Raw genomic sequence first — 11,669 nt, forward strand, 5'->3', positions numbered from 1 at the left:
CGGCCACGCTGCTTGCGGCAACATAGCCATGCTACTCGGGTTCAAGGTCCATGCGCAGTGCCATCGCGATGGCACAGGAGGCTCACCACGAACGATCGGCTGGGAACGCCGGATCTCGGCGCCAACCCCCACCCGTTCGTCCCGAGCGGCGCCATACTCGCCAAGGCCAGATACCGGCTCGGCATTGGGGGCGCCAGTCGAGGGATCGTGCGGCAGCGGTGGGGCCGTGGTTCGACTCGGGCCTCCATTACCTTGCGCGAACTGGCCCCGGTCAACGAAGGCCCGGCTCACCACGAACGAACGGCTGGGAACACCGGATCTCGGCGCCAACCCCCACCCGTTCGTCCCGAGCGGCGCCATACGCGTCAAGGCCAGATACCGGCTCGGCAACGGGGGCGCCAGTCGAGGGATCGTGCGGCGGCGGTAAGGCCGTGGTTCGACTCGGGCCTCCATGATGCGCAAACTCTCCGGTGGAATAGAGATGGGAGCCGTTTCATGTACGTCAACGCACCAAATCCTAATTTTCAGCCAGGCCCGGCGATTCCGTGCATAACATCCATTCTCGCCAGACGAATCGGCTCATAAAACGCTGCACTACGATCTGTGGTTCATCGAGGCCGGACTAGCGGCCTCGATCTCATCAGGCCACGACGGTGATGCCGTGCGCCTGCGCCGGCTGTGCGGGACGCACCACGATTTCGACATGCTGATCGAACGACACCAGCGCCTGCATCAGCCGCTCCAACGAAATGTTCTGGAGCTTGTAGCGGCGGACTTGCGACACCTTCGGCTGTGTCATGCCGGTGATCGCCGCCGCTTCGGTCTGGCTGAGGCGGCGTTGGTCGATCAGCTCGTTGAGCTTGAGTGCGAGCGCAGCCTTCGCTGACAGTTCTTCGGCGTCGTCAAAACCGAGGTCGAGCAGCACATTGTCGGTGCCCTGGGGATGGTCGATACGGGTCATCAGGTTCTCCCGCTCGCCCCGTAGCGGGCGAGCACTGCTTTCAGCCGCTTCTCGATCAATTCCACGTCCGGCTGCGGCGTGGCGATGCCGGACTTGGATTTCTTCTGGAACGCATGCAGCACATGCACCGCGTCGCCGAGCCGCACGGCGTAGACCGCGCGGAAGGTGTCGCCCCGGTAGTCTTCAACCAGTTCGTACACGCCGGAACCTAACCCCTTCCAAGGCTTGGCCGAATCCGGCGTGCCGCCCAACTGGACGACGAAGAGCGCCACGCCCATGTCCTTCTGTACGTCGATAGGGAACTCCTTGAAGTCCTTTTTCGACGAGCCTTCCCAATAGAGGAGCTTGCGTTTCTGCACCATGCAATTATATCCGTTCAGGTATAGATGGCAAGCACCCGAATTGTAGATCCAGAACATCGCGCCTGCCCTCTGTCTTGGTATCTTTAGATTTCGGCAGGCGGCCTATGTGGTTTACTCGGCGAGCTGGAGCGGATGTCCAAAAACGCCCGCGCCCTCGGTAGCGCGCCGTTGTGGGTCACTCCCCGCCACACCAGCGAGAGGATGATCAGCGGCCCGAAGGCCCGGCTCACCACGAACGGCTGTAAACGCCGAACCTCGGCGCCCCCACCCGTTCGTCCCGAGCGGCGCCATACGCGCAGAGGTCGAGTATCAGCTCGAAAACGGGGGCGCCAGTCGAGGGATCGAGCGGCGGCGGTAAGGCCGTGGTTCGAGACGCTCGTTCCTCGCTCCTCACCACTCGCGGTGGCTGGGCTCGTTCTTCTCCGGATATCCGAGCATCCCGGGTAAGCGAAGCGAGTCGAAGGACTGAACGAATGTCGCCAAGAGCCCAAAGGTGCAACCCACCTGAAGCATTGCCCACCAAAGGCCGACTGGCATATTCCGGGTGAACAGGGTAAAAAAGCGCAACCTTCCAACTCCAAAAGAGCTACCGCCAACCAAAAAAGGTAGCACCATCGACCAACAACGGCTCTGGAAGGCCTCGAGCGCCGGCAACAACTCAATAAGGGACGCACATGACTGCAAGCACTCCCATGGTGACGACCTTCGTCATCTACATCCTCGGCATGCTGGCGATCGGCTTCATCGCCTATCGCGCAACGGCCAACTTCTCCGACTACATCTTGGGCGGTCGCAGCATCGGCAGCTTCGTCACCGCGCTCTCCGCCGGCGCCTCCGATATGAGCGGCTGGCTGCTGATGGGTCTGCCGGGCGCGATATTCATCTCGGGCCTGTCAGAGAGCTGGATCGCGATCGGCCTGACCCTGGGTGCGTACCTTAATTGGCTGCTGATCGCTGGGCGTCTGCGGGTACATACCGAACACCAGAACAACGCGCTCACCCTGCCGGTGTTCTTCTCCCACCGCTTCGACGACCACTCGCGAATCCTGCGGGTGGTCTCCTCGCTGGTCATCCTGGTCTTCTTCACTATTTACTGCGCCTCCGGCATCGTCGCCGGCGCGAGGCTGTTCGAAAGTTCGTTCGGCTTCTCCTACTCCACCGCGATGCTGCTCGGCGCTGCGGCGACGATCATCTACGTATTCATCGGTGGCTATCTGGCGGTGAGCTGGACCGATACCATCCAGGCCAGCCTGATGATCTTTGCGCTGATCCTGGTGCCTGTATTCGTGATCCTCTCGATCGGCGATATCGGCACCGCGATCGATGAGATCAGAGTGAACACCCCCGAGAAGCTCAACTTCTTCACCGGCGTCAGCGCGGTCGGCGTGATCTCGGCGCTGGCCTGGGGGCTCGGCTACTTCGGCCAGCCCCACATCCTGGTGCGCTTCATGGCGGCCAGCTCCGCCAAAGTGATCCCCAGCGCACGGCGCACCTGCATGGTGTGGATGATCCTTTGCCTGGCCGGGGCGGTCGCGGTGGGTTTCTTCGGCATCTCCTACTTCGCCGACAATCCGCAGCAGGCAGGCGGCGTCAACGCCAACAGCGAGCGCGTGTTCATCGAGCTCACCCAGCTGTTGTTCAACCCGTGGGTCGCGGGCTTCATCCTCTCGGCGATCCTCGCTGCGGTGATGAGCACCTTGAGCGCGCAGCTGCTGGTCTGCTCGAGCTCGATCACTGAGGATCTCTATCGCCCCTTCCTGCGCCCAGGCGCATCGGAGAAGGAGCTGATGTGGGTGGGCCGGATGATGGTCCTTGTGATCTCGGTAATCGCCATCCTCATCGCTTCGGACCCCAACAGCCTGGTGCTGGGCCTGGTCAGCTACGCCTGGGCCGGATTCGGCGCCGCCTTCGGGCCGCTGATCATCCTCTCGCTGATGTGGCGGGGAGTAACCCGCAACGGCGCGCTGGCGGGGATGCTCACCGGTGCGGCCGTGGTCGCGGTTTGGGGCCACTATGGCTGGCTGGGGCTCTACGAGATGGTGCCCGGCTTCATCGCGAGCACGGCTGCGATCGTGATCTTCAGCAAAATCGGCAAAGGGCCGAGCGCGGCGATGATCGAGCGTTTCGATGCCGCCCATGAAGAGTACCTCGCCTCCCACGGCAAATGATTCACGCGCCATGACGCCCGCCCGCGCCCTCGCTACCGAGGGCGCGGGCGTTTTTGGACATCCGCTCCAGCTCGCCGAGTAAACCACACCGGCCGCCTGCCGAAATCTAAAGATACCAAGACGGAGGGCAGGCGCGATGTTCTGGATCTACATCCTCAAGTGCTGCGATGGCAGCTGCTACATCGGCCATACCGATGACATCGAGAAACGTATCGCGCAGCATCGACGCGGTGAGATTCCCTCCTGCTACACCGCCTCTCGTCTACCCGTAGAGTTGATCCACCTCGAGGAGATCGACCAGCGCCGGGATGCACTCGAGCGGGAACGGCAGTTGAAACGCTGGAGCCGAGCCAAGAAGCTGGCGCTTGCCGAGGGCAAATGGGCCAACCTCAGCGCGCTCGCCCGGCACAAGCGATGAAGCTGAGCATCTCGAACCACGGCCTTACCGCCGCCGCTCGATCCCTCGACTGGCGCCCCGATTGTCGCGCCGGTATTCGACCTTGACGCGTATGGCGCCGCTCGGGACGAACGGGAGGGGGTATGGCGCCGAGGATGGATCCCTCGACTGGCGCGCCGATTGTCGCGCCGGTACTACCCTGACCGGCTACGGTGCCGCTTGGGGGTAACGGGTTGGGGTGGCGCCAAGGCCGGGCGTCGGCGGGCTGTCACTGCCATTTCACTAAGACCTGGTCGCCTCGCTCGGCGTAGGCCTGCTCGAGCCCTTGGGCCAGGGCGCGGCGGGCTTGGTGCTCGCCGTGCACGAGGCGAACATGGCTGGGTGGGGACTGCATGCCGGTGGCGAATTCGATCAGTCCGTCGCGGTCGGCATGGGCGGAGTAGCCTTCGATGGTTTCTACCCTGGCGCGGATGTCGATCCGCTCTCCGTCGATCAGCACATAGCCGCCGCGGGGGCCGAAGCGCTGGATGTCCTTGCCTGGCGTGCCCTCGGCCTGGAAGCCGACGAACAGGACGTCGTGGCGTGGGTCGCTGAGCATCTGGCGCAGGTAGTTGACGATCCTGCCTCCAGTGCACATGCCGCTGCCGGCGATCACCACCGCTGGTCGGCGGGTGCGGGCGAGATGATGAACCAGCCGCAGGTGGGCGTCGTGGTCTTCCACTGCGAGCAGATTGTCGAAGGCCAGCGGGTTGCGCCCGGCGGCGAGCAGCGCTCTGGCTTCGTCGTTCCAGCGCTCGTGCATCCGTCGGTAGACCTGGGTGAAGCGTGCGGCCAGGGGGGAGTCGAGGATGATCGGCAATGCCGGCCAGTCGATGCCTTCGATGACGGAGGCGAGCGCTTCGGTCTCCGCGTCGCTCGGTGAAGTCGCCGTCGCGCCGCGCTGGTGGAGAATCGCCTCCAGATCGAAGATCAGCTCCTGGGTGCGCCCGAGGCTGAAGGCGGGCACCAGTACCGTTCCTCCGTTCGACAGCGCGTGCTCGAGCGCCTCGGCGAGTCTTTCCCGGCGCTCGGATGAATGGCGCCGGCGGCGATCGCCATAGGTCGATTCCAGCACCAGCAGGTCCGCCCGTTCGGGTGGATGGGGGGCGGTGAGGAAGGGGGAGCCGGCGGCACCCAGGTCGCCGGAGAAGACCGCGCGCCGGGTCGGTGCGTTGGATGGGGTGACGTCGATTTCCAACCAGGCAGAGCCAAGCACGTGCCCCGCGCGCTGAAGCCGTAGCGCCCAGCGTGTGCCCTCGGTACGAAGACCGAGCGTGGCGTCGTCGTACCATTGCTCGAAGGCGAGCGGTACCAGCCGCTGACGAATCTGGTCGAGATAGGCGTCGATCAGTGCGCGGTCCGAGGAAACATCCAGCCGCATGGTGTCCTCGAGCACGATCGGCAGCAGCTGTGCCGAGGCTTCGCTGCAGATGATCGGCCCCTGGTAGCCGGCGGCCAGCAGCCACGGGATCCGCCCGACGTGGTCGATATGCACGTGGGTGACGATCAGTGCGATCACGCCATCGAGGGGGAAATCGATGCTGCGAATGCCCGCGTCCTTGCCTTGGAACGAGCCGCAGTCGATCAGTAGACTCGCACCATCGCCAAGCGAGAGCCGATGGCACGAACCGGTCACCGTATCTGCACCGCCGTGGTGCTCAAGAGCTGAAAAATCCATGCCTCCACCCCATAGCGAACGATGTCATCCTGGTGACTATCGGCCGCGACGACGACTTACTTTCGGGCGGTGCTTTCCATTGGCTCCACGACCCAAGATGCGAACGTACTTCAGTGGACCTTGCTGAGTGCCCAGCGCAGCAGTAGGCCAATCACGAATGCGATGACCCCGACCAGCACCAGGGTGATGATCATCGACAGCGGGTTGAGCACCAGGGTGGCCACCAGGATGCCCGCGGCTATCGACCAGACGTAGCGGTCGATGAATTCGGAGTCCTCGTCCGGCGCCACCACTTCGGGGGCATAGCGCTTCACTGCGCTCCCGAATGCACCATCCCATGTCTTGAGGGCGAAGAACGTGACCAGGGCGAAGATCACGATCCAGATCAGCGTGGCTAACATCAGTACGTCTCCTTCATCTTAAGCGTTGTCGTGCCATCCTTGTCGCCCTCATGGCACCCAGCTCCCTCACTTGACGAAAGGGTTGTGCAGGCGCTCTTCACCGAGGGTCGAAATCTCCCCGTGACCGGGGATGAACCGCATGTCGTCGCCCAAGGGCCAAAGCTTGTGGCGAATCGAGCCCAGCAGCTGGCGCATGTCGCCGCCGGGCAGGTCGGTGCGACCGACCGAGCCTTTGAACAGTACATCGCCCATCTGGATCAACCGCGCCTCCCGATCGACGAAGATCACGTGGCCCGGGGAGTGTCCTGGACAGTGCAGCACTTCCAGCACATGACGGCCGACCTCGATACGGTCCCCCTCCTCCAGCCAGCGCTCGGGGACGAACGACTCGGGTTCGGGAAGATTATAGGCCTTAGCGATCTCTCCCACCGCCTCGATTAGGAACTGATCAAGGATGTGCGGCCCGAAGACGGGCACGTTCAAGCGATGGCTCATTTCGGCCACTGCACCAATATGATCGATGTGGCCGTGAGTGATCAGGATCTTCTCGACGACGGCATCCGAGCGCTCGATCTCCGCCTCGATCCGATCAGGCTCACCACCGGGGTCGACCAGCACCGCCCGACGCGTCTGTGGACAGATCAGCAGAGTACAGTTCTGCACGAACGGCGTCACGGTAATGAGCTTGTACTCCATTGTTTCTCCTAGGGTTACATGGCCACGGGACATTGATTGGAATTAGCCGGCCGATGGCCAAGCATCGGTTATTTTCTCACATCGCGCTTGCCCTAAGTAAGGCAGTAGACGTGCAGCTTGCGGACGTATCGTCCCTGATCCAAGCAGAACCCCGAAAATGAAAAAAACCGTGCCTCATGCTTGAAAAGCCAGTTTGGCGCGGCCACTGTAATCGATTCGAACATCCCGTTCGACGACGCGCCAGGTTGCGTCAGCGCGTTCATCGGGGTTGGCGACCCGTCGGCTCGATGATTCATGCACATATACAGCCACAAAGGTCAAACCCATGCAGATCGCCCAGAACTCAGTCGTCGCATTTCACTACACGCTCACCAATGAGGCGGGCGAGGTGCTCGACAGCTCTGAAGGCCGCGAGCCGCTCACCTACCTACAGGGCGCAGGCAACATCATCCCCGGCCTCGAGCGCCAGCTGCTCGGGCGCCAGACGGGTGACAAGCTGACCGTCAAGGTCGAGCCCGCCGAAGGCTATGGCGAGATCCAGCCACAGCTGGTCCAGGAGGTGCCACGCGCTTCCTTCCAGGGTGTGGACGACATCGCAGCGGGCATGCAGTTCCAGGCCCAGACGCAGGGTGGCCCGCTGCTGGTCACGGTCACCAAGGTCGAGGGCGACACCGTCACCGTCGACGGCAACCACCCGCTGGCGGGGGAAGTGCTCAACTTCGAAGTCTCGATCGAGAACGTACGCGAGGCGAGCGGTGAAGAAGTGGAACATGGCCATGTCCACGGTGAAGGTGGCCACCACCACTGAGCCCGTCCAGGCATCGCCATTGAAGCGACCATTCAATGCGAACGAACGGGGCGCATCCGCCGATGCGCCCCGTTCGCTTTCTCTACGTTCAATCTCGATGCCCGCACCAATGCGACTGAATTCTGCCCGCGCTTACCCCACCGCAGCGGCGCACCTCCCCCTCTCCAGATCGATGCATGATTTCCATTTTGGAAACATAGAGCTTCGATATGAAACCTACTAATAATTAGTGCTCTCACTATAATCACTCCATCGCACAAGGCAGCAGCCAAGAAGGCTTCACGCCACTGCGCTCATACGCAAATGGAGCAAGAAATCATGAAAGCACTCAAACTCATCGTTGCCGCTTCGGCCATCGCTCTCGGCGCCACCAGCCTCCAGGCCAGCGCTTCGACCTACTCGAGCATCGACAGCCAACCGGGCGGCAACCGTGCCCAGATCACCCAGAGCATCGACAGCCAGCCGGGTGGCAACCACGCCCAGACCCCGAGCATCGATAGCCGCCCCGGTGGCAACTACGTGAACGTCGACTACGCCGCCCCTGCCTCTGCCCTGGGCAGCGATGAACGCGGCCTCGACACCAAACCGGGCTCTCGCTGATCGATCGTCGGACCCAAAACCAAGCGGGGTGGCTCCAAGGAGCCACCCCGTTTTCCATATCCCGCAGCCAACCCCGACCGTTCGGGAATCAGTACTCCGCCGAGGCGAGGAAGCCTTGGTTCGCGTTCGAGGATGCCGAGCCTGCGCGCATCGCCAGCTGGGCGTTGTCCAGCGGACGCCGGGCCTGAAGGTAGTGACGCGACCAGAAAACGTTGTCGAGCCGCGAAAGCTTGACGCCTTGGGAGGTCGATGCGTGGAGGAAGTAGCCTTCGCCGACATAGACACCGACATGGCGCAGGCGACGAGAGGGCTGGAAGAACACCAGGTCTCCCGGGCGCAGCGCATCTTTGTCGATACGCTGGCCTTCGAGGATCTGCTCGTTGGTGGTGCGAGGCAGCTCGAAATCGAAGCTGGAGCGGAACACCTGCTGCATCAGGGCCGAGCAGTCGATGCCGCGGCGCCCTTCCCCTCCCAGTCGATACGGTGTGCCCGCCCACTGATCGTACTCATCCAGCAGTACCTCACGGATGCGACTAGGGGCGACCAGTTTCACCGGCTCGAAATCGAGCACCACGTCACGGGAATTGTCATCGATGCCGGCCGAGCGCTTCATCTTGGCTTTAGGTGCTTTCGAGCTTGAAAGCGAAGATGAAGCGAGCGGTGCGTTGAGTGCTAGGTTTTCCGATCCCACTTGCTGGCCTGCGCAACCTGCCAGCAGGAGCATCAAACAGCAACAACCCGATAGTCGGCGCATGAAAAGTATATTCCCGAGCGTTGTTATCGACCCGCGAGACGCGCGTCTTCGACTTGCGGTGTAGTCCGGCGGCGGGCGCTCCCGGGCAGAACCAGCCCAGATACTAAGCCAGCCCAATCGCCCCGGAAAACGAAAAAACGTTCGCGCCGGCGGATTTTCTCAATTCATCCATATTTCGCTCCAATCGGCTCAACCATGCGGGATATGGAGAAGCCATCATGCTCGAATCCGTTCATCGTTCAGTGCAGCGTATGGACATCGCCCGGCAACGTATCTATGTGCATTGGCGGCCAGCGCCCACCCCCGCGGCCAGGGAAGTCGAGACTCGCCCAAGGACCGGCGAGGGGCGGCGCGCCGGTCAGCCAGCCGACCAGGGCCTGGCGGAACTCGCGCAGATAGTCTTCACGCTCCGGCACGCCGGTCATGAAGAACGCATAGCCGGCGTAAAGCCCCTCGGCATAGTCACGCCAGCCCGCATAGTGCTCCTGGGCGAGCGCGGAGGCCTTGTGCAGGTAGTGATCGAGCAGCGCATCGTCGAGCCAGCCGAGCTGGCGGCCCGCCACGCAGAGATCGACCAGCTGGGCGACGTCCCAGGCGGTCATGTCCCGCTCGTTACAGCGCGCCTCGTTGTCGCGTACTCGCTTGAGCCGTTCGAGGTGGACCTGCTCATCTTCGCTGCGCACTCCGCTTTCGAGAATCTCGATCTCCTCGACCAGCCTGCGGGTATTGAGCGTGTAGGGAGCGTAGTTGATCTGGTACTCCTGGCGGTCGCCGGCCTCCAAGAGAAAATCGAGAAAGCCGATCAGCCCATCGCGCCCATGCAGCGCATAGTGGCTGTCCAGCCAATCGAGCACCTCTTCGGCCAGGCGCCCGTGCAGGGTGGTCGGCGGCGACCAGATCGGCGCGCTCAGCGGCCCGGTCAGCGCCAGGGAGCAGAACTGGCTCAACGACGGCCGCGGGCCGGGCTCGCGCCAGTCGACGGAGTGCCAGTCGAGCCAGAAGAACAGGCTGCCCGGGTCCTCGAGGTGCCAGCGCACTTCGAACACCAAAGACTCCTCCTCCTGCTCGGGTAGCGCCGCCTCCCATACCGCCCAGGCTTCGAGCAGCCGTGCGGGCGAGGTGTAGAAGCGGCACAGGGTGTTGCGCAGCGCGCCGACCAGCTGGTCGAGCGCTTCACCGTCACAGCTTCCGGCATCTCGCGCCATCAGCAGATGGAACGCGAACTTCTCGGCCATATGGATGGTCGCGGCGAAGGGGGCGCAGCGTCCCAACCCATCGCGCACCTTGAGCGCCACCGGGTCAGCGTCACCGAACGGGGTCCTGGCGCTCGGCAGCACACCGCGCTGGGCGTCGGCGGCGAGCTGGTTGAGATGATGGGACTGGGCCGGCAGCCAGAAGCGCGAAAGCCCTTCGGCGCCCTCCTCCTCGCTCCAATCGAGCGTGTCGAGGAGATACTGCCGAGCCTCTTCACGACGCTCGTGATCGAGCGCGTCGCTGTCGAGCTGCCGATGGAGCAAATCCGGCTCACGCAACGAGGCCAGCGCCAGCAGCCAGCTGTCGTTGGTACTGCGCAGCTTGCGGAGCAGTTCACGAGAGCGGTCGCGCAGCGTGTCGTCGAGCAGCTCATCGAGCGGCCACTGCCAGGGGCTCTCGGCGGCATCGAGCAGCAAACGCCACTCATCGTGCCAGCGCTTCATCAGGTCACGCCCCTCGAACAGGCTGCGCCCGCGCTGGTAGGCCTCGGCGAGCCCGGCCCAATCAGCGTAGCGGCGCTGGATCAGATCCACCGCATGAGCGGCGAAGAGCGTCGCTTCTTCTTCGCCGAGCCAGCCCAAGAGCCTACCGGCGAAGGCCAGATCGACCAGCCGCAGCCAGTCCCACGCGGCCCACTCGAGCGGCTCGTTACGCTGCACGAACTCGACCACCAGGCTTGCATAGCGCCGCTCCGCCTCGATCGCCTCGCGGTCTTCACCGCCGCGGCCCGCGGCCTCACCGCCGATCTTCGCCCACCAAGCGCGCCGGCCCTCTTCATCCAGTTCGCTCAACCGTCGGGCGTCGATGTCCCAGCCATAGCGCTGCCCCTGGGCGGAAAGCCACAGCAAGGTACTGATCAAGGCCTCGCGATCACGGATATCCCATACCTCGGTGAGGAAGCGAAGTGCATCGGGCCAATCGATAGCGAGCTCGAGCGGACCCGCGAGCACCGGAGCGAAAGCTGCGCGCACGCGCCAGACGCTGAGCTCTCCACCACCCCAAAGATGATCGGTGGGAATCGCCTCTTCGCGCAGCACGCGAAGCCAAACCTCGACACGCGCCTCGTCCAGCCATCCAGCACAGGCGCCCAGCGCGACCCATTCGAGACCGTCCTGGCGCAGCCCCTCGGCGAGATGACGCGGCGCATCCCGCAACTGCTGGCCAAGCTCCAGCATCCGCCAGGCGAACTCGCTGCGATCGAGGATATCCAACCGCGCCAAGCGAGTACGAGCGCGCTCGCGCGACAGCGAGCGCTCCGGCGCACTACCGCGCCAGCCGGACATCACCAGGTTTCGCCGCCACCAGGCCTTGAGCGCCTCGTCCAATCTCACCCACTCCCATCCACGGCCCAACGTCGAGACGGCCATGCCCCCGCCGCTATGGGGGCATGGCCAGAAAAGGGCGCCTATTGTATCTGTAACCAAACCATCGTGCTCGCGCTCGAGTGCATCCGGATCCCGATTCTCGCTCTCACGGGCCAGAACAGCGAACCGGGGGGTCGAGCGGTGGCGGTGAGGCCGTGGTTCGACTCGGGCCTCCATGGTGTCTTGC

11 protein-coding genes are annotated in these 11,669 nt (G+C 63.5%); 4 read left to right on the forward strand and 7 right to left on the reverse strand.

Going from position 1 to position 11,669, the window contains the following annotated elements:
- Positions 1 to 640: 640 nt before the first annotated feature.
- Together Q376_RS0120745 and Q376_RS0120750 are read right to left on the reverse strand one after the other, a co-directional pair.
- Positions 641 to 961, reverse strand: coding sequence for a helix-turn-helix domain-containing protein (locus tag Q376_RS0120745; protein ID WP_027351913.1), 321 nt, complete (start codon positions 959 to 961; stop codon positions 641 to 643).
- Positions 961 to 1,323 carry a type II toxin-antitoxin system RelE/ParE family toxin gene (locus Q376_RS0120750; protein WP_027351914.1) on the reverse strand — a complete coding sequence of 121 codons (363 nt, stop codon included), beginning with the start codon at positions 1,321 to 1,323 and terminating at the stop codon, positions 961 to 963. The genes Q376_RS0120745 and Q376_RS0120750 overlap by 1 nt, the downstream gene beginning before the upstream one ends.
- A gap of 674 nt (positions 1,324 to 1,997) precedes the next feature.
- On the opposite strand from Q376_RS0120750, the gene putP reads away from it, so the two are divergent.
- Positions 1,998 to 3,491 carry a sodium/proline symporter PutP gene (gene putP / locus Q376_RS0120760; protein ID WP_027351915.1) on the forward strand — a complete coding sequence of 498 codons (1,494 nt, stop codon included), beginning with the start codon at positions 1,998 to 2,000 and terminating at the stop codon, positions 3,489 to 3,491.
- A gap of 136 nt (positions 3,492 to 3,627) precedes the next feature.
- Positions 3,628 to 3,909 (forward strand): GIY-YIG nuclease family protein, encoded by a 282-nt coding sequence (locus Q376_RS0120765; RefSeq protein ID WP_027351916.1) that lies wholly within the window; start codon positions 3,628 to 3,630, stop codon positions 3,907 to 3,909.
- Positions 3,910 to 4,156: 247 nt separating this feature from the next.
- On the opposite strand, the gene Q376_RS0120770 is transcribed toward Q376_RS0120765, so the two are convergent.
- The 3 genes from Q376_RS0120770 to Q376_RS0120780 all read right to left on the reverse strand — a co-directional run bounded on the left by Q376_RS0120770 (position 4,157) and on the right by Q376_RS0120780 (position 6,702).
- Entirely contained in the window at positions 4,157 to 5,605 is a 1,449-nt protein-coding gene (locus Q376_RS0120770; protein WP_027351917.1) for an MBL fold metallo-hydrolase RNA specificity domain-containing protein, read from the reverse strand.
- A 110-nt stretch (positions 5,606 to 5,715) separates the two neighbouring features.
- Positions 5,716 to 6,006 carry a hypothetical protein gene (locus tag Q376_RS0120775; protein ID WP_027351918.1) on the reverse strand — a complete coding sequence of 97 codons (291 nt, stop codon included), beginning with the start codon at positions 6,004 to 6,006 and terminating at the stop codon, positions 5,716 to 5,718.
- Between the two features lie 66 nt (positions 6,007 to 6,072).
- Entirely contained in the window at positions 6,073 to 6,702 is a 630-nt protein-coding gene (locus Q376_RS0120780) for an MBL fold metallo-hydrolase (RefSeq protein ID WP_027351919.1), read from the reverse strand.
- A 325-nt stretch (positions 6,703 to 7,027) separates the two neighbouring features.
- On the opposite strand from Q376_RS0120780, the gene Q376_RS0120785 reads away from it, so the two are divergent.
- Complete coding sequence (locus Q376_RS0120785) at positions 7,028 to 7,510, forward strand: FKBP-type peptidyl-prolyl cis-trans isomerase (protein WP_027351920.1); 483 nt, start codon at positions 7,028 to 7,030, stop codon at positions 7,508 to 7,510.
- 318 nt (positions 7,511 to 7,828) lie between these two features.
- Positions 7,829 to 8,110: a hypothetical protein gene (locus tag Q376_RS0120790; protein WP_027351921.1), complete on the forward strand. Its 282-nt coding sequence runs from the start codon at positions 7,829 to 7,831 to the stop codon at positions 8,108 to 8,110.
- 88 nt (positions 8,111 to 8,198) lie between these two features.
- Here Q376_RS0120790 and Q376_RS25480 read toward each other — a convergent pair whose 3' ends face one another.
- Together Q376_RS25480 and Q376_RS0120800 are read right to left on the reverse strand one after the other, a co-directional pair.
- Entirely contained in the window at positions 8,199 to 8,723 is a 525-nt protein-coding gene (locus Q376_RS25480; protein ID WP_155834426.1) for a C40 family peptidase, read from the reverse strand.
- 380 nt (positions 8,724 to 9,103) lie between these two features.
- Entirely contained in the window at positions 9,104 to 11,449 is a 2,346-nt protein-coding gene (locus Q376_RS0120800) for a DUF1266 domain-containing protein (protein WP_342665991.1), read from the reverse strand.
- Positions 11,450 to 11,669 lie beyond the last annotated feature (220 nt).

Origin of the sequence: Halotalea alkalilenta DSM 17697 (assembly GCF_000621205.1) — a bacterium.
Lineage (GTDB): Bacteria > Pseudomonadota > Gammaproteobacteria > Pseudomonadales > Halomonadaceae > Halotalea > Halotalea alkalilenta.